Origin of the sequence: Amycolatopsis sp. FDAARGOS 1241, from assembly GCF_016889705.1 — a bacterium.
Taxonomy (GTDB): domain Bacteria; phylum Actinomycetota; class Actinomycetes; order Mycobacteriales; family Pseudonocardiaceae; genus Amycolatopsis.
This window is the reverse complement of sequence record NZ_CP069526.1, coordinates 4,896,561-4,919,504: the sequence shown is the minus strand read 5'-3', so window position 1 is coordinate 4,919,504 and position 22,944 is coordinate 4,896,561. Positions and strand designations below refer to the sequence as shown.

21 protein-coding genes are annotated in these 22,944 nt (G+C 68.6%); 11 read left to right on the top strand and 10 right to left on the bottom strand.

Features of this window, described 5'->3' with window-relative positions:
- Positions 1-443 precede the first annotated feature (443 nt).
- From I6J71_RS24210 to I6J71_RS24200, 3 genes are all read left to right on the top strand, one after another.
- Positions 444-761 (top strand): DUF305 domain-containing protein, encoded by a 318-nt coding sequence (locus I6J71_RS24210; RefSeq protein ID WP_239153876.1) that lies wholly within the window; start codon positions 444-446, stop codon positions 759-761.
- A gap of 436 nt (positions 762-1,197) precedes the next feature.
- Positions 1,198-2,400, top strand: coding sequence for a hypothetical protein (locus I6J71_RS24205; RefSeq protein WP_239153875.1), 1,203 nt, complete (start codon positions 1,198-1,200; stop codon positions 2,398-2,400).
- Positions 2,401-2,633: 233 nt separating this feature from the next.
- Positions 2,634-3,011 carry an MmcQ/YjbR family DNA-binding protein gene (locus I6J71_RS24200; RefSeq protein ID WP_204088953.1) on the top strand — a complete coding sequence of 126 codons (378 nt, stop codon included), beginning with the start codon at positions 2,634-2,636 and terminating at the stop codon, positions 3,009-3,011.
- 792 nt (positions 3,012-3,803) lie between these two features.
- Here I6J71_RS24200 and I6J71_RS24195 read toward each other — a convergent pair.
- From I6J71_RS24195 to I6J71_RS24160, 8 genes are all read right to left on the bottom strand, one after another.
- Positions 3,804-4,238 carry a hypothetical protein gene (locus tag I6J71_RS24195; RefSeq protein WP_204088952.1) on the bottom strand — a complete coding sequence of 145 codons (435 nt, stop codon included), beginning with the start codon at positions 4,236-4,238 and terminating at the stop codon, positions 3,804-3,806.
- Between the two features lie 325 nt (positions 4,239-4,563).
- Positions 4,564-5,700, bottom strand: coding sequence for an ROK family transcriptional regulator (locus I6J71_RS24190; protein WP_204088951.1), 1,137 nt, complete (start codon positions 5,698-5,700; stop codon positions 4,564-4,566).
- On the bottom strand, positions 5,697-7,037 hold the full coding sequence (locus tag I6J71_RS24185; protein WP_204088950.1) for a sulfatase: 1,341 nt from the start codon (positions 7,035-7,037) through the stop codon (positions 5,697-5,699). Before I6J71_RS24185 ends, I6J71_RS24190 begins: the two co-directional genes overlap by 4 nt.
- Entirely contained in the window at positions 7,034-8,842 is a 1,809-nt protein-coding gene (locus I6J71_RS24180; protein ID WP_204088949.1) for an ABC transporter ATP-binding protein, read from the bottom strand. The genes I6J71_RS24185 and I6J71_RS24180 overlap by 4 nt, the downstream gene beginning before the upstream one ends.
- Positions 8,839-9,690: an ABC transporter permease gene (locus I6J71_RS24175; protein WP_204088948.1), complete on the bottom strand. Its 852-nt coding sequence runs from the start codon at positions 9,688-9,690 to the stop codon at positions 8,839-8,841. The genes I6J71_RS24180 and I6J71_RS24175 overlap by 4 nt, the downstream gene beginning before the upstream one ends.
- A complete protein-coding gene (locus tag I6J71_RS24170; protein WP_204088947.1) occupies positions 9,687-10,640 on the bottom strand; it encodes an ABC transporter permease in 954 nt (317 codons plus the stop codon). Before I6J71_RS24170 ends, I6J71_RS24175 begins: the two co-directional genes overlap by 4 nt.
- 5 nt (positions 10,641-10,645) lie before the next feature.
- Positions 10,646-12,190, bottom strand: a complete 1,545-nt coding sequence (locus tag I6J71_RS24165; RefSeq protein WP_204088946.1) for an ABC transporter substrate-binding protein — start codon at positions 12,188-12,190, stop codon at positions 10,646-10,648.
- Positions 12,191-12,480: 290 nt separating this feature from the next.
- Positions 12,481-13,038, bottom strand: coding sequence for a dihydrofolate reductase family protein (locus I6J71_RS24160; protein WP_204088945.1), 558 nt, complete (start codon positions 13,036-13,038; stop codon positions 12,481-12,483).
- A 1,058-nt stretch (positions 13,039-14,096) separates the two neighbouring features.
- Between I6J71_RS24160 and I6J71_RS24155 the strand changes: the two genes are divergently transcribed.
- The 5 genes from I6J71_RS24155 to I6J71_RS24140 all read left to right on the top strand — a co-directional run bounded on the left by I6J71_RS24155 (position 14,097) and on the right by I6J71_RS24140 (position 17,014).
- A complete protein-coding gene (locus I6J71_RS24155) occupies positions 14,097-14,426 on the top strand; it encodes a TraR/DksA C4-type zinc finger protein (RefSeq protein ID WP_204088944.1) in 330 nt (109 codons plus the stop codon).
- A 221-nt stretch (positions 14,427-14,647) separates the two neighbouring features.
- The gene (locus tag I6J71_RS24150; RefSeq protein ID WP_239153874.1) at positions 14,648-15,031 is read left to right on the top strand and encodes a VOC family protein; all 384 of its coding nucleotides are present in this window, start codon (positions 14,648-14,650) and stop codon (positions 15,029-15,031) included.
- Positions 15,032-15,430: 399 nt separating this feature from the next.
- Positions 15,431-15,565 carry a hypothetical protein gene (locus I6J71_RS49880; RefSeq protein WP_255569962.1) on the top strand — a complete coding sequence of 45 codons (135 nt, stop codon included), beginning with the start codon at positions 15,431-15,433 and terminating at the stop codon, positions 15,563-15,565.
- Positions 15,566-15,635: 70 nt separating this feature from the next.
- Entirely contained in the window at positions 15,636-16,016 is a 381-nt protein-coding gene (locus I6J71_RS24145; protein WP_204088943.1) for a hypothetical protein, read from the top strand.
- Positions 16,016-17,014: a hypothetical protein gene (locus tag I6J71_RS24140; RefSeq protein ID WP_204088942.1), complete on the top strand. Its 999-nt coding sequence runs from the start codon at positions 16,016-16,018 to the stop codon at positions 17,012-17,014. Before I6J71_RS24145 ends, I6J71_RS24140 begins: the two co-directional genes overlap by 1 nt.
- Positions 17,015-17,136: 122 nt before the next feature.
- On the opposite strand, the gene I6J71_RS24135 is transcribed toward I6J71_RS24140, so the two are convergent.
- Positions 17,137-17,601 (bottom strand): DUF5946 family protein, encoded by a 465-nt coding sequence (locus I6J71_RS24135; protein ID WP_204097214.1) that lies wholly within the window; start codon positions 17,599-17,601, stop codon positions 17,137-17,139.
- A gap of 786 nt (positions 17,602-18,387) precedes the next feature.
- On the opposite strand from I6J71_RS24135, the gene I6J71_RS24130 reads away from it, so the two are divergent.
- Entirely contained in the window at positions 18,388-20,649 is a 2,262-nt protein-coding gene (locus I6J71_RS24130; protein WP_204088941.1) for a M4 family metallopeptidase, read from the top strand.
- A 444-nt stretch (positions 20,650-21,093) separates the two neighbouring features.
- Here the strand turns inward: I6J71_RS24130 and I6J71_RS24125 are convergent, their stop codons facing one another.
- Complete coding sequence (locus I6J71_RS24125; RefSeq protein WP_204096777.1) at positions 21,094-21,594, bottom strand: hypothetical protein; 501 nt, start codon at positions 21,592-21,594, stop codon at positions 21,094-21,096.
- Positions 21,595-22,388: 794 nt separating this feature from the next.
- Here I6J71_RS24125 and I6J71_RS48725 point away from each other — a divergent pair.
- Both I6J71_RS48725 and I6J71_RS48720 read left to right on the top strand, forming a co-directional pair.
- Entirely contained in the window at positions 22,389-22,598 is a 210-nt protein-coding gene (locus I6J71_RS48725; protein ID WP_239155250.1) for a hypothetical protein, read from the top strand.
- Positions 22,599-22,602: 4 nt separating this feature from the next.
- Positions 22,603-22,929, top strand: a complete 327-nt coding sequence (locus tag I6J71_RS48720; protein WP_239155248.1) for a transcriptional regulator — start codon at positions 22,603-22,605, stop codon at positions 22,927-22,929.
- Positions 22,930-22,944 lie beyond the last annotated feature (15 nt).

Here is a 22,944-nt window from a genome sequence, read left to right as displayed (position 1 = left end):
TGGGCCGTACCGCGAAAGGTGCCGCGCGCCGCCGGGCGGAGCTTCCGTCCCCTGAGCGTTCGCGGTGCCGACCCCTGTCTCATACGACTGAACCCCCGCCCGCCCGAAAAACCCCACGAAGACGTTCTTGAAACGCTCCAACTCGGCTCCACAAGAACACTATTTTGGTACCCGGGACCCAGGCTAGTGGTGGGCGACGCCCGGCTGTCAAGGCTTCCGGAGTGATAAATTTGCGGGGCAGATTTTTTGTGCCAGTCGTTCCCAATGGATCTAGGATTTCCCGCCTACGGGGTAGGAGCACCCCGGGAACATCAGGAACTGCACGCGCCGCAGAGGGTGCGCGGGTTGCTGGGCCGGTGTCACGGGATCGGTGCGGATGGGGTGGGCGACTTCGTAGAAGTATGGCAGCTCCGTGACCGCCGTCACGGAGCTGTGGGCGGTCGTTGAAGATTCCGCTGGGTGTCGTGTCGGCTCATCGAATGATTCACTCACCGAATAAACCCCATAAACCAGACAAGATTGTCGTGACTCAGGATGTGCGAATTGGCATGAACAAATTCGCAGATCGAAAACGCGCAAACGCTGCGCACGTCGCGGACATGCGGGGGCTGTTGCAGGCCCACGGCACCGCATTCGACCGGATGTTCCCGCAGATGATCGTGAGCCATCATCAGGGCGCGGTGCCGATGGCCAAGACTGAGCTGGTGAGCCAAGCGCTGGCGCAGCGCATTGTCGACTCCCCGACAGCCGAGATCGCTTGAAGGCAGCGCCACTCGACTGCCCTCGCCGGCTCCATCCGGCGCGGTCATGAGATGACGTGATGCCCGCCCGCGATCGCAGGCCGCCGAACCGCGTGCGACGGGCCGCCCGCGCGTCGCGCGGTTCCCACCCAGCCGATACCGGCGTTGATCCGCACGCGCACCGGCAAGGCGCGGACGCGCAGGAGACGATCACACCTCTCCCCACCAACTCCTCTGGTACTGGACGTCGACCTCGCCACCGGACGGCTCACCGTGACCGGCGAACAGCCGGGTTTCGGCCGAGCAGGTCACCGATGCGCTGCGCGAATCCTGGTACGTGCTCGCCGTCGGAGTGGCGCGACCGACCAGCGGATGCGGGTGGTTCGCCGGGCGGACCGCCGGTCCCGTCGACGATGACGGCGCGACGATCCGGCTCGGTACATCCCGGGTGGCGTCGATGGTCGCGGAGCCGCGCAACCGGTTCCTGGTCGCGCTGGTGTGCTCGATTCCGATCGTGCTGTGGTCGCCGATCGGGTCGGCGGTGTTCGGGCTGAGCCTGCCGGTGCCGTTCGGGTGGCGGGAAGACGTGTGGACGCTGCCGGTGATCGGCTACTCGTATTCGATCTTCGTCCACGGCGCCGTGCGCGCGCTGCGAGCCCGGGTGCTGGACATGATGGTGCTCGTCGCTGTGGCGGTGAGCGCGGGCCGGCTGTGTTCGTTGGTGACACTGATCGGCGGCGAAGTCTTCTACGAAGCGGCCACGGTGCCGGCCACGTTCGTCCTCCTCGGGTACTGGGTCGAGATGCACCCCCGCGGTGGGGCCAACGACGCGATCCGCGCGCTGCTGGGCTTGGCGCCACCGCGGGCGGTCGTGCTGCGTGTCGGTGCCGAGGTCGAGATCCCGACCACGGAGGTGGTGGGTGGCCTGCTGCTGGTGCGGCCGCGCGCCAAGATCACGGTCGACGGCGCCGTCGAGCACGGCGAGAGCGAGGTGGGCGCGCTGATGGTCACCGGGAAGAGCCTGCCCGTGCACAAGGGTCCGGGCAGCGCGGTGATCGGAGCGACCATCAACGCCAACGGTGTCTTGCGGGTGCGCGCCACCAAGGTCGGCGCTGTCACCGCGCCGGCCAAGATCGTGCATCCGGCGCGGAATTTCGAAGGCACCGGGCCGGCGGCTGGCCGACCGCGCGGCGTTCTGGCTCGTGTTCGTCGCCTGCTCGGCGCCGAGGACGTCGACCTGGGCAACCCGCGCATCACCGTCGCCGGGCGCGTCCACCCGCTCGACGACCTCACCTACCGCGCGCTGCACGGCTGGCTTGCGCACCGCCGCGACCTGGTCAGTGCCGCCTCGAATCCGCACCAGCTGATCAACCGGCGTACCGCGGCGACCACCGCCGAAGTCGGCCACAGCTGGCTCGGCAGGGCATTCCGCGGCCTACCGGCCACACTGGAACGGCGTTCGGCGCCTGTGGCGCGGCGCAGCCGGTCGGCCTCGGTCGGGGTGAAGCTCACGACGTCGCGGCCATCTGCATCACCTGTTCCTGAACCCGGCGGCGCTGCCGGACACCTCCTACGAGATGGGGCGGCCGCGGCATGGCATCTGGGTACGGCGCAGTGCGGGCTGGCCGGCGCTCTCGGCGCCGCCCGGGCCGGGTGGTGATCGCCGTGCTGGTGTCCGGCGCCTGGGCGGTCGTCACTTTTGTTCGGGAACTTCGTCCTCCGAGCAGTAAGACCCGGGGCGGTCGCCGCGGCTGAGTACGTGGCGATCGAAGCGCGCGACCTCGACGTACGCGGCGTGCGTGCGCCGCCGTTCGTGGCGGCCACGCAGGGGACGCCGACTTGGGCCCTGGCCGGGTGGTCAGGGCACTCGAATCGATAGAGGAGTTGATCACCTTGGACGGAGAGAAGCTGCAGAAGATCGCGGGCGACTGCACTGGGGGCCTGCCCGGCGCCGACCTGGAGCATCGCCCCGACTGGGAGCTCCACAAGGTGCGTGGCAAGGTCTTCATGCTCATGACCGACTTGCCGGGGCGCCCTGTCGTGGTCCTGAAAGCTGATCCGGACAACGCCGTAGCCCTGCGTGAGCAGTACGCGGACATCACCCCCGGCTATCACATGAACAAAAGGCACTGGATCACGGTGGAAGGCGGGGGCACCGTCGACGAGAAGCTGGTGAAGGAGCTCGTGCTCGACTCCTACCGTCTCGTGGTCGGCGGACTTCCCAAGTCCCAGCAGCCCGTGGATCCGCGCACCTACGGCCACCACGACTGACCTTCGTCATGCCCATCGGCGCGAGAAGCGCCAGGACAGTGGACCTGCTCGACGTGCGCCGGTTCCGCATCGACGAGAGTGTTGGGCGCGCTTGGCTCTACGATCCCCCGCAGTTCGCCCGCTTCGACGGGCCGTTGCAGTCGACTTGTGCGCCGAACGCTTCGGGCGCCTGCACCCGGAGAACGCCGAGGAAGTGTTCGAAGGCTCGGACTTGGTCTTCACGGCGGCCAACGGCACCTGGAGCGCCCTGCACCCCTGGGATCAGTAAGACTGTCCCCGATTGCATGGTGTCGCGCGCTAAAGTCCAACCTGGGAGTTGCGAGCCGCTTGGACATCGATTCCGACGAAGACCCCGCAACCATGGAGCAGGTACGGGTGCAAGTGTGGCCTGCGACCGTGGCGCCCCTCGTCGTGCTCAAGCAGTGGCTTGCCGTGAGGTCGTAGACGGCCGCTGCGTTGATACGGCCAGCTCGACCACAACGAGCCCTATCGGCAGTTCCGGCACGGGCCTGTGTCCATCGACATCTCCGCTGACTATCAGCGTGCCGCAGCCTGCTGCGCCGCGTGCAGACGCGGGTACCCCGCGGCGACCGAATAACCATCGGTGGCTATTCCTTCTGCGGCCCTGCCAACCCCTTCGCTTGGTCGGCTTCCCCTCCGCCCCGAAGAGCCTTGTATTTTCCGACCGGACAGGCGTGTCCCTGACATCGGAGTTTCCGTGGCCAATACCCACAACAGCGCATGAGAATGGCCCCGTACCCGGCTGCCAAGCTTGTGACCGGTGTACGGGGGTCATTTCCCGCGTTTACATGCTTCCTGATGACCGCACGTGCATGTGCAATCGCCACTCAGCGCGGAAATCTTCTGACCGCTCGCACGAGCGTTGCACAGGCTTCGCCAGCAGAGGGTGGCGGGATGCGCGCAGCGGCCGTTGATGGCGGTGCGGACCAGAGTGGCCAGCTTGCCTTGTGCCGTTTTAGGGCCGGTGTACGTCACGGCGACGGTGGTTTCGCTGGTTTGCTTGGCGGCCCCAGGGATGGTGCCGTGCCCCTGACTGGCGTACACCGCGGCGTCTCCGACGCTGCTGACAGGCTGGGCACCTGGCAGCTTCTGCCACGCGGCAATGATCTGCTCCGGAGTCACGGAGGGCGCGGTGGGCGCGGAGGGCGCGGTGGGCGCGGAGGGCGCGGTGGGCGTGATCGTCAGGTCGCCGAGCGTTGATTGCACTGTTGTGGTATTCGCAGGTGTATGTTTGCCTTAGAGGCGTTCTGCCTCCTCTTCGTCACCGAATATTCGCTGCTGCGAACATGCCCCCTGCGCTATTTTCGGCCGGACGTCGCCGGATTTCACCTGGCCTACCCGGAAAGCCTCAAGTAATCGGAAGGCAAGCGGACAGTCGCACCCCATTTCGCGTCGCGCTCGCCGAGGTTGCCCACCAGTTCCTTGCGGTCACCATGAGGGCCGGAGAAAACGGCACTGACAGACGCGTGCACCTGACCGTTGATGAGAACGGCGCGACCCGTGGTGTTCGCCGCGGGTGACGGGGGAGTGGCTAAAGCACCACGGGGTCGACGAACGTGTTCTGGAGCAGCAACGCCGCCGCACCGATGGCGCCCGCCTGCTCGCCGAGGGTGCCCGGGACGACGGAGGGGGTGCGGCCGCGGGTGTGGGCACGGGTGAGCAGGTCTCGGACCGGGTCCGCAAGGAGCGCGCCGCCGGCCGAGGCGACATTGCCGGAGAGGACGACGAGGTCCGGGGCGGCCAGTACGACCGCGTTGTAGACGGCTTCGGCGAGCGCGGCGCCGACCTCGCCGACCACCGCCCGTGCGGTGGGGTCTCCGGCTTCGGCTGCGGCGAACACCTCGGCGGCGCGCCACTTGCGGCCCGGCGTCCGCGCGTTGGCCAACGCCTCGATCCCGGCGGCGCCGGCGACCTCGTCGAGTGGCACCCGCGGCCGCCCCGGCAGGTGCACGAGGGTGGCGCCGAAGCGGCCCGCGGCGCCGTCGTCGCCCCGGTACAGCTCGCCGTCGGAGATCAGCCCGGCGCCGACCCCGTCCTGCAGGACGACGCACAGCATGTTGCGCCTTCCGCGGCCGGCGCCGAAGCGGTGCTCACCCACCGAGACGGCCTTCGCGTAGTTCTCGATCTCCGCGCCGAGCCCGTAGTGCTGGGCGATCAGGCTGCGCAGCGGCACGGCGGGCCAGTCGGCGTGCGGCCGCAGTGCTCGGTCTTCGCTGTCGAGGACGAGCGCCGCGACGCCCAGTCCGATGCCCTGGATACGATCGCGCCGTGGCGCCGGGAGCACGCGGTCGATCAGCCGCCGGGTCTGGGCTACGGTCGCGTCCGGGCCGACGAGCAGCTCGGACGGTTCGCTCGCCTCGTCGACGACGGCGGCGTCGAGATCGGTGAGCACGGCCGATGCCGTGTGCGTGCCCAGACTGACGCCGATCGCGAAGCGTCCGCTCGGGTCGAACTCGTACAATCGCGACGGCCGCCCGCCGGTCGCCGGGCCGCTGCCGGCCGCCCGCACGTAGCCGTCGGCCAAGAGCTGCTCGACGATCTCCATCACCGTGGGCAGGCTCAGGCCGCACCGGCGCGCCAGTTCGGTGCGCGACATCGTCCGGTGCGCCCGCAGCAGGCCCAGCACCACAGCGGTGTTGCGCGCGCGCACCGGGTTCGGCTCGCTCATCTCGCCCACGGGCCGCCTTCGTCAGCCACGAGTGCGCCGTAGCGCGGCTGCCGCGGCCACGGCGGCGCCGGCAGCGGTCCCTTGAGCAGCGGATCGCCGCTGTCCTGCTGCCACGACTCGAGGGAGCAGGACAGCCGCGCCCGCACCTCGGCGTACCGCGGGTCCGCGGCCACGTTGCGCTGTTCCCACGGGTCGTCACGCAGGTCGTAGAGCTCTTCGGCGGGCCGGTGCGCCAGGTGCGCGTCGCCGTAGCCGTACCGCGTCGGGCTCGACTCGAGGTCACCTGGCAGCGGCAGGAGTGGACGGGGCTCGAAGTTGCGGAGGTACTTGAACTCCGCGTCGCGAACCGCGCGCAGCGGATCGTAGATGTCGTGGAAGTTCTTCTCCGTGAACACGTGCTCGCGCGACGGTGCCGGGTCACCGCCGCGCAACCACTGGGCGTGGCTCACGCCCTGTACCTCGGGCGGCACGGGCAGGCCGAGCGCATCCAGGACGGTGGGCACGAAGTCGACGTGGCTGAACAGGCGGTCGGTGGCCCCGCGCGGCGACGGCCAGGCAGCCGGTGGCCGCATGATCAGCGCCACGCCGGTGCCCGGATCGTACAAAGTGGACTTGGCGCGGGGGAACGCCACCCCGTGGTCGGTGGTGAACACGACCCAGGTGTCGGCGGTCAGGCGCAGCTCGTCCACAGCGGACAGCAGCCGGCCGACGGCGGCGTCGGCCGCGCGGATCGAGCCCTGGAAGGACGCCAGGTCGTCGCGCGTCCACGCGTTGTCCGGCAGGAACGGCGGCACTTCCACCCTCGCCGGGTCGTCGGGCGCGTAGCGGTCGGTGGGGTAGGGGCGGTGCACCTCCTCGAAGCCCACGCTGAGGAAGAACGGCCGGTCCTCCAGCGCCGCGCGGGCGAGCCACGCCGTCGCCGCGTCCGTGACGCCGTCGCAGTACTCGCGTTCGAGGTAGGTGGTGCGCAGCGCGAAGAACTCCTGGTAGCCCAGTGTCGACGGATCGCTGCTCTCGTGCTGCATGCCCGCGAGCGCGGTGCGGTAGCCGGCGTCGCCGAGCAGTGCCGGCAGGGTTTGCACGCCGGCGCGGTATTCCCAGCCGAGGTGCGCGAGGCCGAGCAGGCCGTTGTCGTGCGGGTACCGCCCGGTGAAGAGCGAGCCCCGCGCGGGGGAGCACAGGGGAGCGGTGGCGAACGCGTTGTCGAAGCGCAGTCCCTGTTCCGCCAAGCGGTCCACGTTCGGGCTTGGCACACCGGGATGGCCGTAGGCACCGAGGTGGCGACCCAGGTCGTGCCAGTGCACCAGCAAGATGTTCGGCCGAGAGGGTTCGGTCATGCGCTCTCCTCGGTCGTCGGCCGGGTCAGGGTACCGGCGAAATGGCAGGCGGCGAACCGGCCGGGTTCGTGCTCGCTGAGTTCCGGGCGCCGGTCCCGGCAGATCCCGCGGCCGTCGCGCACGACCGGGCCGATGGGGCACCGGTCCGCGAACGGGCAGCCGGTTGCGCGCACGGGCTGCCCGTTCGCCGCGCCGCGCAGCAGCAGCGCCTCGGGACGCCGGTCGGCTGACGGGTCCGGGGACGGCGCGGCGGACAGCAGCGTGACGGTGTAGGGGTGCAGCGGCCGGTCCGTGAGGGGGCCGGCCGGGCCGAGCTCCATCAACGAACCCGAGTACAGCACCGCGATCCGGTGGCTCACCTGCCGGACCACCGCGAGGTCGTGCGAGATGAACAGCATCGTCAGCCCGAGGCGCTCCCGCAATGCGACGAGCAGGTCCAGGATCCGCGCCTGCACCGAGACGTCCAGCGACGACACGGGTTCGTCGCAGATCAACAGGTCCGGCTCCGTGGCGAGGGCGCGGGCGATGCCGATGCGCTGGCGCTGTCCCCCGGAAAACTCGGCGGGCCGCCGGTGGGCGACGTCGGGATCCAGGCCGACTTCGCGCAGCAGCTCGGCAACGCGGTCGGCTCGTGCGCGCCGGTCCCGAAGACCGTGCGCGCGCAACGGTTCCTCGAGTGCGGTGCCGATGCGCATCCGCGGGTGCAGTGACGCGTAGGGGTCCTGGAACACGAGCTGGATTGCCCGGCGCAGCTGTGCCGAACGCTTCGCCGTCAGCTCTTCGCCGCGGAACCGGAGCGCACCCGAAGTGGGGGCGTGCGCTCCCGCGACGGCCCGCGCCAGCGTCGACTTCCCGCTGCCCGACTCGCCGACGATGCCCAGTGTCTCGCCCGGTCGGACACTCAGGCTCACGTCGTCGAGCACCGTGAACCGCTGTCCGTGGCGGCCGCGGTAGGTCTTGGTGAGGCCGGAGACCTGCAGCAGCGGCTCGGCCGATCCGTCCACACCGGAGTGTTTCGGCAGCGGTGTGTCCAGGCGGGGCACTGCCGCGAGCAAGGCCCGGGTATACGGGTGCTGCGGCCGCAGCAGCACGTCCTCGACTGCGCCGTGTTCCACGACCTGCCCGGTGCGCATCACCACGACGCGTTCGCACGTCGCGGCGACCACCCCGATGTCGTGGGTGATCAGCACGACCGCGGTGTCCAGCTCGCGCGCCACCCGCTTCAGCAGCGCAAGCACCCCGACGGCGGTGGTCGCGTCGAGGGCGGTGGTCGGTTCGTCCGCGAAGAGCACCGCGGGTTCGGCGGCGAGGGCGAGCGCGATCATCACCCGTTGCCGCTGCCCGCCGGACATCCGGTGCGGCCGCTCCCGCAGCCGCCGATCGGGGTCGGGGATGCCCACCAGCTCGAGCAGTTCCTTCGCCCTCGTCCGCCGCTGCGCCGCCGAACCCTTGCCGTGCGCACGCAGCGCTTCGTCGAGATGCCGGCCGATCGAGAGCATGGGGTTGAGCGAGGACATCGGATCCTGGAACACCAGTCCGATCTCCCCGCCGCGCAACTCACGAAGCTCGTTCTCGCTCAGCGCCGCGATGTCCGTGCCGCGAAGGAGCACCGCCCCGCCGGTCACGCGGCCCGTCGCCGGCAGCATCCGCAGCGCGGCGAGGGCGACGCTGGACTTGCCGGAGCCCGATTCGCCGATGATGCCGAGGACTTCGCCCGGCCGCACCGCGAAGTCGACCCCGTCGACCGCCGTACGGGCGCCGAACCCGATCCGCAGGTCGCGAACCTCGAGCACCGCGTCGCTCATGTCTGGCTCCCGCCTTGTCGTGCCGCGTTGTTGAGCGCGTCGCCGAGCACGGTGAACCCGAGCACCAGCGCGGTGATGGCGACCAGCGGCCCGACGACGAAACTCGGCCGCACAGTCAGGTACTGCACGGATTCCTGCAGGATGTTGCCCAGCGATGGGTCCGGCGGGCGCACGCCGATGCCGACGAAACTCATTCCGCCTTCGAGGAACACGGCCGTCGACAGCGACAGCACCAGCTGCACCACCAGCGCGTCCAACGCAGTGGGCAGGAGGTGGCGCAACAACACCCGCCACGGGCCGACACCCGACAGCCGCGCGGCCACGGCGTAGTCGCGATCGCGTTGCGCCAGCAGGCCGGCGCGCACCACCCGGCAGCAGATCGGCGCCTGCGACAGCACGATCGCCACCGTGATCGACACCATGCCCGTCCCGAGCACGGCGGCCACGGCGACGGCCAGGATCAGCGACGGGAAGGCCAGCAGCACGTCGATGACCCGTTGCGCCACCACGTCGGCCGCCGCCCAGCGGGCCGAGAGCACCGCGGCGAGCACGCCGAGCAGTCCGGCCACGGCGACCCCGGCGACGCCCACGACCAGGTCGACCTGGATACCGTGCAGGACCCGGGAAAGCAGGTCGCGGCCGAGCTCGTCGGTGCCGAGCCAGTGCGCGCCGCTCGGCCCGGTGAGCAGCTGCGCAGTCTGGGCGCGCGGGTCCTCGGGGGACAGCAGCCCGGCGAAGGCCCCGGCCAGCCCGAGCACCACGATCACGCCCAGCGCCACCCGGGCGCGAGCCGAATGCAGCACCCCCGTGCGGCGCTGCGCGGGGACCGCCACGGCGAGTACGGTCATGATCGGCCTCCCAGCCTGGTCCGCTGATCGAGCCCGGCCTGACCGAGGTCGGTCAGCAGCTGCAGGACCAGGAACGCGGTGACGGCGATCAGGAGCAGGTCCTGCACGAGCAGGTAGTCGTGGTTGGTGATGGCCTGGATCAGCAGCTGGCCGACGCCGGGCCACGCGAACAGTGCTTCGACGATCGCCGAGCCGGCGAGCAGGTTGCCCAGCTGGATCCCGGCGACGGTGAGCACTGGCGGTAAGGCGTTCGGCAGCGCGTGCACCGTGATCAGCCGCCCACGCCGCACGCCCAGTGCGGTCGCGGTGCGGGTGAAGTCCTCGGTGAACGCCTGGTCGAGCCCGTCGGCCAGGAACCGGCCGAGCACGGCCGACACCGGCAGCGCCAGGCACAGCGCCGGCAGCACGAGGTACTGCCAGCCCAGTTCCGGGTCCTGCAGCAGGGAGACCCGGCCGCCGACCGGGAACACCGGCACCAGCACTCCGAAGACCACGATCAGCGCGGTGCCCGACACGTACGGCGGCACAGCCAGCGCGAACGTCATCACCGAGCGTGCGGCGCCTCGCACGAACGCCCGACGGCTCGTGGCACCCAGCACGCCGAGCACGAACGCGAGCAGCGCGGCGAGGACGGCGGCTGCCACGGTGAGCTCCACGGTGGCGCCGAGCCCCCTTGCGATGAGTTGCCCGATCGGCTGGCCGAGCACCGCCGACCGTTGCAGGTCGCCGGTCAGCAGGCCGTGCAGCCAGCGCCAGTACTGCTCCGGCAGCGGCCGGTCGAGTCCGAGGTCGCGGGTGATGGCCTGGATCGTGGCGGGGGTGGCGTTGGAGCCCGCGATGGCCGTCACGGTGCTGCCCGGCACCAGGCGGGTCAGGCCGAAGATCGCCACCGAGGCGAGGAACAGGGTCAGGAGCATGGACGGTATGCGCCGCAGCGCGTAGCGGAGCATCGGCTTCACCCCAGCCGGGCCTGGTCGAGGACGAGGAAGTCGAACATGGTCCAGGTCAGCCCGTGCAACCGCGTGGTCGCCGTCATGGTCGCACCCGTGTTGACCATCGAAATCACGAACTGTTGGTCCAGCAGGATCCGCGACAGCTCGTCGTACGCCTGCCGCGCCGCGGTTCCGGTGGTGGTCCAGGCCTGGACGGCGGCGGCACCGTAGGCCGGGTCGGTGAACCCGGAGGTGTTCTTGGTGTAGCGGAATGGCGCAGCGCCGGTGACCAGCGAAGCGGGGTTCAGCTGGGCGAACCCGTGCGAGTTGAGCCACAGCGCGGGGAGGTCGCCCGACGAGAGCCGCGTGCCGAAGTCGTTGCCCAGCAAGGGGAGGAGCTCGATGTCGACACCCAGCCCGCCGAGGTCGTACTGGATCAGCTGGGCCATGTAGCCCGTGGCGGGCAGCGACGAGTTGTACGCCAGCTGCAGCCGGGCGCCCGGTCCGCCGGCCGCTGCCAGGAGTTCGCGGGCCCGGGCGGGGTCGTGGGCGTAATGGGCGGCCAGGTCGGCGCGGTAGGCGGGCGAGCTCACCGGCCACGGCAGGCTGGTGACCGTGCCCGCGCCGCGGAACACGACTTCGCGGATGCGGGCCCGGTCGATGCCGTAGGCCAACGCCTGCCGGAACTCCGCCCGGTCGAGCGGCGCGACCCGCAGGTTGCAGCCGAGGTACCACGCGTTGTCGGACGTGTCGGTGAATGTGGTGGCGAACCGGTCGTCCCCGGCGAGGCCCAGCAGGTCGACGGGGCTCAGCCCGGGCACGAGGTGGCTCTGACCGGTGCGCAACGAGGCCACGAGGGACTGAAGCTGCGGAATGGTGCGGATCTGCACTCCGGACAGGTGCGGCAGACCCGGTTTCCAGTACCGAGGGTTGCGGGTGAACTCGACCGAATCGCCGGGCGTCCACTTCGCGAACCGGAACGGTCCGGTGCCCACGATCTGCTTGCCACTGGCCAAGTCCGCCAAGGTCTCGCGGTCGACGATCGGCATCAGCTCGAACAAGTCGAACAGGTTCCCCGCCGGCTTGCTCAGCCGCAGTGCGATCCGGTGCGCGCCCTGCGGGCTCAGGTCCGTGACGAGCGCCGCGGTGGTGGCCAGCTGCGAAGAGCGTGCCGGGTCTTGGATGGCGTGGATCGACGCGGCGACGTCTTCGGCGGTGAACGGCCGCCCTGTGTGGAACGTGACGTCCTCGCGCAGCTGCAGCGTGAGGGTGCGCCCGGCGTCGGACCATTCCCAGGCCGTCGCCAGCGCTGGGCGCGGCTGCAGCGTGTGGTGGTCGTACTCGGTGAGCGGGTCGAAGACGAGGCGCGTGAGCGCGAAGTCGTTGGGATTCTGGCTGAGCATGCTCTTGGGGGCGATGTCGGCCAGCTGCGCTATCCGGAGCACGTCCGACCCGCCCGCGTCAGCCGATCCTGTCGCCGCCCACCGGCACCCGCTTGTCGCGAGCACCGCCCCTGTGCCGAGCGCCGCGGACAGCACGCGGCGCCGGTTCACGAGCCTGCGTTGCACGGGACCCCTTTCTTAGGGGGGTTAAGTTACGTGCCGTGCCGGGCTGAAGGCAAGGGGTCTCGCCAAGACTGACTGCAAGAAGGCCGGTGAACCACACCGGCACGGTGCGGCCCGCCTGGCCTTGGGCGGTGCTCACCAGGGATCTGAGCTCGACCGCCGGAAGGCCTTCAACGCCGCGCCGGTCTCGGCGTGGCCGGCTCTCGGAGTGCGTGCGCGAGGCCGACGCCGAGGTGTCTTCTGCGCGCAGCTAACGGCGGGCGCGGTGGATCAGGCAGCCATCAGTGGGGGCCCTACTTGTCGGCCGGTGCGTAACGGAGTTCGAGCACTCCGGACGGGAAGGTGGTGCTCTTCACCAGGCGCAACCGCACGGCTTCGTCGAGTTCGGGGAACAGAGCGGCGCCCCTGCCGGTGACGGCGGGGAGGACCCACAGGCGGTACTCGTCGACGACGCCGAGCTTGATCAGGGAGTGCATGAACTCGGTGCCGCCCGCGGCGACCAGGTCTTTGCCCGGCTGGGCTTTGAGCTTGGCGATCTCTTCGGCCGTGTCGCCGCTCACGATGGTGGTTTCACCCCATTCGTCCGCGGTGGTGAGGGTGCGGGAGAACACGACCTTCGGGATCTCGTTCATGGCCCTGGCGGACGGGTGGTCGGACGTGGGCCAAAACCCGGCGATGGCCTGGAAGGTGTTGCGGCCCATGAGGAAGGCCCCGGCTTCCCACAGCTGGTCGACGAAGTACTCCTCTTGCTCGGAGTCGTCTATCGCCATCATGACGTCGCGGATTCCGTTGTCGGCATCGGCGCTTTTGCCGTCGACCGAGACATAAAATCCCAGGATCAACTTGCGCATCGGGTCCTCCAGCCGTGGGTGTTCTGGTGCTTTCGCGGTCGTGCGGTTCAGGTCGTCCAGTGACGCTGGAGTCCGGCGAGTTCGGCGGCTGCCGGGTCCCAAGCACCGCACGTGCGCCCTGCGAGAACCTTTGCACCGACTACTGAAGGTGTCAAGACAAAATTTATTGTCGGAGGTCCAGCTTGCGGGTGTTTTCGCAGCCGCCGGATGGCAGCAGCCAGACGACGCGCGTTCACCGACGCCATCGGCGCGGCCCTTGTGGAAGGGCCGCGCCGACGTTGCCCTCCGTTGTCGGCTGGCGTCTCCTGGTCGGCGTCGGCTCGGCGCTGATCGTCAGCCGGCCGGCTGGGAAACGGAGACGACGATCCGCGGTACAGACTGCGTTCCTGTTCGGAGGCGCCGTTTTCGCCAACCCGGCCCTGTTCAGCATCGCGCGCGTCGGTCGGGGGCTCGGCGCGGCGGCCCTGGTGCCGACCAGCCTGGGGCTGATCGGGGTGAATTCGTTGACCGAACCAGCTCGGCGTGCTCCCATCCACGTGGGGAGTCTGGTCGACGAACTGGCGCAGACGAATCTCGCGCGATCATCCAGCTCAAACCACGAGCGGCGTCTCGTCTCCACCACCAGGCTCGAGTCCGACGTCGGCCGACGGAGGGGAGTCCCGCCGCGCAGCCGGCCGACCGGTTCGCCATTCGCGAATGTGCGGGGACGGGCGCGCAGGTGTCCGCGGAACGCGCGCAGGTCTTCATGGGCGCCTCGTCATGGAAGCTGCGCTCGGCTGGGCGGCGGCTGTATGGTCTCGGCGTACCTGCGCGGATCGTCTCAAGGGTTCGCCGGTGGTCCTTGTCGAGATTGAGGCAGCGGTCGGCGACGGGAAGGGCGATGGTGCGTCGTGGGTTGAGCGGGCTGCGCGATGGTTGCTCGAGGGTGGGCGTGCCGCTTGCGGGTGAGGACACCTGGTGTCGGCTCCTGGAGGTGGTTGCGGTGTGGGGGCTGGTCGTGGCGTGGCGTGAGCGGTTCAGGTTGCGGCTGGTTGTCCGTCATGGATAAGCGCACTGCGATGGAGTTGGTCGAGACGGCGCGGTCCGAGACCGCGCAGTTGGCTGCGGCGCTGGCACGTCAGCGGGACGAGATCGTGGCGTCGTCGGAGTTCACCAGTGGCGACGATGAGCACGATCCGGAAGGCGCCACGATCGCTTTTGAGCGGGCGCAGGTCCAGGCACTGCTGCGGCAAGCTCACGACGAGCTCGCGGCGCTTGAGCAAGCCGCCGAGCGGGTGCTCGCCGGCGTCTACGAGGTCTGTGAACGCTGCGGCGGCCCTATCGCGGAGGGCCGGCTGACGGCCCTGCCGGCGACGCGGATCTGCATCGCCTGCGCAAACCGAATGTGACGCGACCACTTGAGGGCAACGCGGCGATAGCTGACTTCGCGACCTTCACGCAGCCGGGGGAGCGCGTCCAGTCGGGCCGTCGGAAACAGGCGGCGCGCGACAACGGGCCCCGGCGTTGCCATCGTCGGGAAACAGCCCGGTGCACAGAAGACACCCGGCGGGTCTCGCGGGTCCTGCGACGGTGCGAGACACCGAGGCCCGACATCGGCGAGACTGTCGGGATGAAATCTCGTGCTGCTGGAATGTGGTGGGGCACAGCCATCGAAGCGCCGAACCCAGGTTTGCTCGCCAGGTTCTACGCTGAGCTTCTCGGCTGGCAGGTCGTCCACGAGGAGCCGAGCGCGGCGATCGTCGCCGCGTCTGCCCAAGGCCCGTTTTTCGTGTGCCAGAAGGCGGAGGGCTATCGGGCCCCGACCTGGCCTCCGGTCGAGGGTGAACAACGGCCGATGATCCACTTCGATTTCCAGGTCGGTGACCTTGCCGAGGCGGTCGATGAGGCGGTCGCGCTGGGTGCCACTGTGGCGGGGTCCCAGCCGCGGGAGAACGTGCGGGTGCTGTTCGATCCGGCCGGTCACCCCTTTTGCCTGGTCTTCGACGCGGGATGACTGGCGCGGTCCGAGCCCGGATCGAACGTAAGGGGGAACGCGCGATCTGAGAGTGTCTGGCCGGTAGCGAGGGCCAGGTGGTCCGGCCGACGTGTGGATTACGAGGCCCGCGGGTCTGGCGTGGCTTCGGATGGGGCTGCCCGCGGATCTGGTCGGCTACCGGCTGAGGCGGCGCGGGTGCGGCGATGGCCCGCTTCCGTTCTTGTTCCCAGCGAACGGTCCGGCCTGACGCCAGCCAGCCCATGCAGGTCCAGTGAGGAACTAGACGGATGCTTCACACGTCTCGTCGTGGCGCGGTATCGGTCGAGTGTGGAAACGCGCTCCTCGCGCGTCTTGACGATCAGATCAGGCACCACCGGTCAGAATGTGAGTGATCACGCACCGACAAGAAGGAGCATCGTGTCGGACAACGTGCTCAGGGAGCGGTACGCGGACTTGCTGCCGCGGTTTCGCTACCTGGTGCTGCCGCCGGTCAACCCGGGCCAACCACGCGGCGAGCCTGACCACGACGCGAACCTCGGAGTGGTCACGTGAGGTGAGTGTGCAAGGTGTACCGCAGTATTGGCATTTCAACATCTGAAAAAGTCAAAGGGCGGGTTCTTGGGTGAAGGCTTCCAAGGAGGCCAGGATGTGGGCCTGTCCCGGCGTATCGGCGCTGCTGATGACGACCGGGTGCAGCTCGTCGATCGCCGGGTGGGCTCACCCGGACCACTCTCCTGAGGCGAAACAGGTCGAGACCGGAATTGCCCTTCAGAATCTGACCACGGCTCCGGCCAAGGTGATGACGTACGCCGGGCAGTCCGGCTACGACGCGTGCGCGATCATGAACCTGTTCCTGATGCAGCAAGCAGGATTCATGATCAACCGCGAGAAAACCTTCACGCAGAAGAAGTTCACTGTGCTGACGGTCCACCGGCCCCTGGCGCTGTCACGTACGATCCGTCCGGGATCCACATCTCACTGGAACCCGCATCCGAGTGGCTGATGACGGGCAAGGATGACAAGTACCTTCTCACGCTGAGCATCGACCGGAAACAGTATGAGAGCGACGACTTGTCGAGCGATCGCGACACCATCTGGCGCCTCGCCACCAACCCTGAGGCGCAACAGCGCGTCCAGTCCCGCGCTGTCGGTCACGAGACCCGTGGTGACATGGAGATCTGTGTGACGACGGGGACTCTCGTCTACCCTGATGAGTATCAGGTGTACTTCTTCTGGGGTGGTGACCAGTACTGGGCCACGTTGGATATGCACGCCAGTGATTACGGCACCTCCGCGGACAGTCGGGGTGTCAGCCAGCAGCCCGCCGGACGCCCACGAGTTTCTGATCGATCAGGTTGCCGGCAAGCCGGCCGCCGGTCCCGGCAAGGTGGGGTGTCCGAATACAGGTTCGGGGCTCCTTGGAACGCGCCGAACGCATGTGACGTGTATCGGTCGGAAGACTGGGCACTGCCTTTCACCGACGACACCGCAGCCAGCCGGGTTCAGGAACAGTCATCCATCGGTCCGGTGCCGTTCACCGCCGATCCCCAGGATCGTGGCGGGGGGCCGTGGAAATATGTGCGGAGCAGTTGCTACCGCATGAATCATGCCAACACCGGGAACCTGGTCAACCAGGATGGGCTGACGGTTCAGATCGACACGCACGACAACCTCGACGGTGCAACTCACTCCAACCACGTGCAACGCCACCCGCACGCCATCGGGCCGAGTGGTCCGCCCATGGAGGAAACCAAGGCCAAGCTCGGAGACGGCGACACTTGCTGGGTGCCCACCGACGGCAGCTCGCACCTGCTGTTCAAGGAGGGGCGCCAAGTGATCACCATGTGGGCATTCAAGCACGAGGACTACCAGCAGCCCGCGCTCAACGCGGTTTTCGGGAAGGTCGTGAACAAGATTGCCGACCGTTTGAGCAGATTCCTTGATGTCTTTGGCTACCCGATAAGAGGGTTTCAGGGCGTCTGGACTTCGGCCACGGCGTGATCCCATTCCGACTGTCGGCGGCCACCACGGTCGATGGCCGGCTCAGACGGGATTCGGCGCACGCAGACCCGAGGGAAGCCGCGAACCCGACTGAGCCGGCATCGTCGAGGAACGAGTCTTCCCTACGCAATGACAAGCGCGCGCCATGCGGTGACAGTGGCCTTGGCCCAGGCGGTGACGCGTTCAGGGAAGCCGTCGGCGGGGAATGTGCCGTCTTGGGCGACGTCGGTGATGGTGACACTGAATGAGGTGGGTGACGGAGTAGCGGACGGGGTTGGCACGTCGGGCACGGTGTCCGCCGGTGCCGAACCGGCGTTGCGGTGGGAGTTGGCGCGGCGGGACCGCTCGGTGAGCCGTGCGGTGGCAAAGACGCCTTCGCCGAGGTAAGTGTGCAAGATCTCCCAGCAGGGGAGCCGCCTGGGCGCGGGCAGGCGGCTGGGATGCTGGAGCAGGAAGCACGAGACCGTGACCCCGTGCAGGGGGCCCCATGGCGGGCGCCGGGAGTGGTCGAGCGCGAGCACCGTGTGGAAGAGCTCTTCACACGAATGGGTGTGCGCGAGGGCTCCGCATTCGGGACAGCGTGTCACGAGCACCGCCGTCGACTGCGAAGCGGATGGACGTGGGCGGGTGCCCGCTCCGCGTCGATCAGTGCGCGATCCCAGGTCTCACTTCGATCAGCCATATTCCCTCCTGGCATGACGGATAGGCAGCGGTGACGCATCGTCAGAGTAGGGACTCCAGCCAGTGGAGAGTCAACCGTCGGTCTCGCGGTCGAGCTGGGCAGTCGGCCGGCACCTCCAGCAACCCGTGCGGGGCCCATCGCCGACGTCGGCACCACCATCCTGGTGCGTGCGCTCGTCGACGAGTCTGCGTGGTGGCCACGCTGCCTGGAACCCGGCCACGGTTCGGTCGCCAAAGCAGACGCCGCCGAGGGGACGGTCGGATCCCTCCATCGGCGACGGGTGCGCCGATAGGCCCCGAGTGTGAACCTTGAGGACGCGCTGGCCGACGCCGACCCGCTGATCCAGTTCGGGTTCACTGGGAGCGCAGCCAGTACTGCATCGGCAGTGGGGTGAGTGGGTCTTCACCGGCGATGGGTCAACCGACGAACGAGTGCCACCCGAATGGCGCCACAGTGGAGTTGCCGCGCCCGAAATGACCAATCAAGAGTATTTGCCGCTTTGGTCGAGTTCGTGACGTCTCAACAAGACCGTACGTTAGTCGCTTGTTCGCGAAGCCCGGGCGCCGGATTCTGTTTTCCGTTCCAGAGCACCACTTCCCGCTCCCCTGACCACGGCCCGGCCTCGCACCCGGGTCTGGTTCACCCTGCCCGGAGGAGATCCCTCGCCATGCATCTGAGACGTTCTGCCGTCATGGCCGCGACCGGCGTACTAGTCGGCGCGCTCGGCATCACCAGCACCGCACAGGCGCAAACCACCCCGAACGCGGCCCCGAACGCCGTGCCCAGCGCGCAGGCCATGGCTGTCAGTGCAGCTGCCGGTCTCGTCGCGAGCCGCCCGTCCGCTCTGCACGCCAGCGCGGACGACGTTTTCGTGCAGCAGAAGGCCATCTCCTCGACCAACGGCCTGCAGTACATCCCGTACGAGCGCACCTACAGGGGCCTGCCCGTGGTGGGCGGTGACTTCGTCGTCGCGACCAACTCGACGGGCCAGGTGCTGGGCACCTCGGTCGCACAGGACCAGACCATCAACCTCGCGACGACCGTCCCGGCCGTCACGAAGGCCGCGGCCGAGGCTACCGCCCGGCATCAGCTGTCCTCGGTGGACAGTGTGAGCCCGGCTCAGCAGGTCGTTTACGCGCTCGGGTCGCCGAGGCTCGCGTGGAAGAGCACCGCCGTCGGGCACGACGCCGAGGGCCCGAGCCGGCTCGACGTCATCGTCGACGCGGCCACCGGGAAGGTGCTCCACACGCAGGAGCACGTGATGAACGGTGACGGCACCAGCGCGTGGAACGGCCCGAACCCGGTGCACCTCGACACCACGCACACGAGTTCGAACTACACGATGAAGGACCCGGCCATCACCAGCACGTCCTGCCAGGACGCGGCCACCAACACCACCTTCAGCGGCCCGGACGACAGCTGGGGCAACGGCAACGCCACCAGTCGTGAGACCGGCTGTGTCGATGCGCTGTTCGCGGCGCAGACCGAGAACAAGATGCTTTCGCAGTGGCTGGGCCGCAACGGCTTCGACGGCAACGGCGGCGGCTGGCCGATCCGCGTCGGCCTGAACGACGAGCAAGCCTACTACGACGGCACCCAGGTCCAGGTCGGCCACAACACGCAGAACCAGTGGATCGGCTCGATCGACGTCGTTGCGCACGAGCACGGCCACGGCATCGACGACCACACGCCCGGCGGCATTTCGGGCGCGGGTACCCAGGAGTTCGTCGCGGACGTCTTCGGTGCTTCGACCGAGTGGTTCGCGAACGAGCCGGCGCCCTACGACAAGCCGGACTTCCTGGTCGGCGAACAGGTCAACCTGGTCGGCTCCGGCCCGATCCGCAACATGTACAACCCGTCGGCGCTGGGCGACAAGAACTGTTACGACAGCTCGGTCCCCGGCGGTGAGGTGCACGCGGCCGCCGGCCCTGGCAACCACTGGTTCTACCTGCTCGCCGAAGGTACCAACCCGCCCAACGGACAGCCGACCAGCACGACGTGCAACAACTCCACGGTCACCGGCCTCGGTGTCCAGACCGCGGTGAAGATCTTCTACAACGCGATGCTGCTCAAGACCTCCGGCAGCTCGTACCTGAAGTACCGCACCTGGACCCTGACCGCGGCGAAGAACCTGTTCCCGGGCAGCTGCACCGAGTTCGACACCGTCAAGGCGGCGTGGAACGCGATCTCCGTCCCCGCGCAGTCGGGTGACCCGACGTGCTCGGCGACCGGCACCGTCACGGTGTCCAACCCGGGCAACCAGTCGACCACGACAGGCTCCGCGGTGAACCTGCCGCTGTCGGCCTCGGGCGGTGCCGCGCCGTACACCTGGTCGGCCACCGGACTGCCGGCCGGCCTGTCGATCAACGCCTCCACCGGCACGATCTCGGGCACCGCGACCACCGCGGGCTCCTCGAACGTCACGGTGACGGCGAGGGATTCGGCCGGGAGGACCGGCACGGCGTCGTTCGCGTGGACTGTCGGTGCCACAGGCGGCTGCTCCGGCCAGAAGCTCGTCAACGGCGGCTTCGAGTCCGGCAGCGCGAACTGGACCGGCACCACCGGCACCATCGGCCAGTGGGCGTCCTCGGGTGAGCCGGCGCACAGCGGCATCTATAGCGCCTACCTGGACGGCTACGGCTCGACGCACACCGAGTCCGTCGCGCAGTCGGTGAGCATCCCGGCCGGCTGCCGCGCCACCCTCACGTTCTACCTGCACATCGACACCGCGGAGACGACCACCACGACCGCCTACGACAAGCTGACCGTCACCAACGGCAGCACGACGCTGGGCAACTACTCCAACCTGAACAAGGGCACGGGGTACGCGCTCAAGACGATCGACGTCTCGGCGGCCGCTGGCGGCACCCTGGCGCTGAAGTTCACCGGCACCGAGGACAGCTCCCTGCAGACGTCGTTCGTGATCGACGACGTCGCGGTGACGCTGAGCTGAATCGCTTGAATCCGCTTTGAGGAGGCGGGGAAACCGGGAATCCGGCTTCCCCGCCTCCTCGCTTCGCGGCGAAGACCGACATGGTCGGACCAGGGTCTCCGAAGCACGCTGGCCGTCGGAAGGGCGCTCTGGTGGTTTCTGCGCGCTCCGGCTGTCGTGCGGCCTCGAGGTGTTTTGCCGCGGCCGCTTCGCGTGTTGTCCAGGCGCGGGTTGTCGATCACCTTCGATTCGGGGCTTCCCGGTGCGTTCTTGGCGACGGTGATGATGTAGTACTGATTGGCGGTGTCGGCGGATGTCGACGTTGGCGCGGCGATTGTGGAGCCTGTTGCCCGAAAAGCCGGCGAACGCCGGATTGACGACCGAGTCCTTTTCTTTGCGCGACTCGAAATTTAAAGGTAGAAAACTGCTAGCGTGGGGGAGTGAGTGTTACCGCCATCCAGGTGATCACCCCTTGGTGCGCTGGTTCGCGTTTTGGCCGATCTTGGCGAGTCGGCGCAGGTCCGGGTGAGGCCGGGTCGGCTGTGGCATCTGCTCGACGGGGAGCCGGTGGAGCTGGGCGATGGTGAGAGGTGCGGAAAAGTCGACCCCGTATCCTTCACCGTACGTTTTACGGAATATCAGATCGCCGGGTGAAAGCCCCACCCCGACGGTGGTGAGGTAGGCATCACTCAGTTCGTCGGTGAGAGCGAGCCAGGCTCCCGCGAAGTGCAGCACCGCCGCCTGGACGCGGGCACCGTCCACCGTCCACGTCACACGTGGCCACCTGGACAGGTCGGAGGCCCGCTCGGTCAGGTGTGCTTGTACCGCCCTGCCGAGGGTGGCGCGATACGCACCGGGCGCCGCCGGCTCGACGACGCCCATCAGCTTGCCGAGTGCCATACCGGGCGCGCGCCACTCCAGTGGTGCCGTACCGGGCGCGAAAGCAGTGTGAGGCAGGGTGCCCACCAGTGCTGCCTGGTGTCCCTCATTGGTCTTGTGACCAAGCCATACCGGCGTCGAGTCTCGGTTCTCGATCGCCGCGATCCACTGCTTGTGTCGACCTGAAAAAGTCGAGGTCGTACACGTCGACCGCGGGTGCGGCCTGGTCGGTCGCGTTCATCCGCTCGGCTACCACAGCGCAAGATCCTCTCGGGTGGGTGCGCCTGCAGTAGAGCACAATCGATCCTTGAATGGGACGAACAGCGCAAAATGGCCGCTGGCGGCTCGTGTGGATGCGTTGCCGACCGGATGGAAGGGCCGGCGAGCCACACCCGCGTCCCAGTTCCGGCCCCGTCGCACACGGACGGCGGGCTGACCCGCGCCTGTGGATCCACCGGTGCGCCGCCCTCACATCACCCTCTCCTGGGAAAGTACTTGCCTACCTGGAAAGCGCAGACTGGGTTTCTCTTCAGGCAAGTACTTTCCTGAGGGAGGGTGAGTGGCCGTGGACCAGTGGCTGACCCTGCGCGCGGCGAAGCGCGCGGAACCGACGAGGGAGCGACGATGGTGAACGAGCCCGCGCCGGACGAAGCGGTGGCGGCGCTACGCACGATCCACGAGAGCCGAGAGCGGGTGATCACGTCCGTCGTGGGCTCTCGGTGGCTCTCGATCACCTTCGGCATGGCCGTCTTCCTTGGCTGCGCGGCCAGCGACCTGCTCCCGGCAGCGCAAGCCTGGGTGGGCTGGGCTCTGCTGGGTCTTGTCGTCGTGCTGGCACTCGGCCTGAGCATCGGGCGGGCGGCACCCTGCTCGGTCGCCCGGTGCTGGTATCGGACCGGAGCCTGTCCGTCGGCGAGCGCCTGCTGCGCATCGCGCCCATCCTCGGCATCGGGGTCGCCGTCGCCGTCGTCGCCGAGCTGTTCCCCGTTCCGCACGGCGAGGTCTACTACGGTGCGCTGGCGGGGCTCTACATCGTGGTCCTGGACCCCAGGTTCAAGCTGTGGCTGCTGCGCCGGCAGGAGAGGGACTGAAACCGTGGCCGGCTTCGACCAGCTCCTGCTGGATCCGACGAGACTGGCCATCGTCTCGCTGCTCGCCGCCGCGGAATGGGCCGAGTTCGGATTCGTCCGGGACTCGGTGAAGGTCACCGACTCGGCACTGTCCAAACAGGTGACGACACTGCCCAAGAACGACTACGTCGAAGTCCGCAAAGGCTACGTCGGCAAGCGCCCCCTCACCTGGCTCAGCCTCACCGCCACCGGCCGCGCCACCCTCGCCGAGCACATCTCCGCCCTCCAGGCCATTGCCGAGAAGGCTCGTGCGGACGGCGCCCTTCATTCCCGTGACGGGCAGGCCCGATGAAGCCGGCCGGAGTAA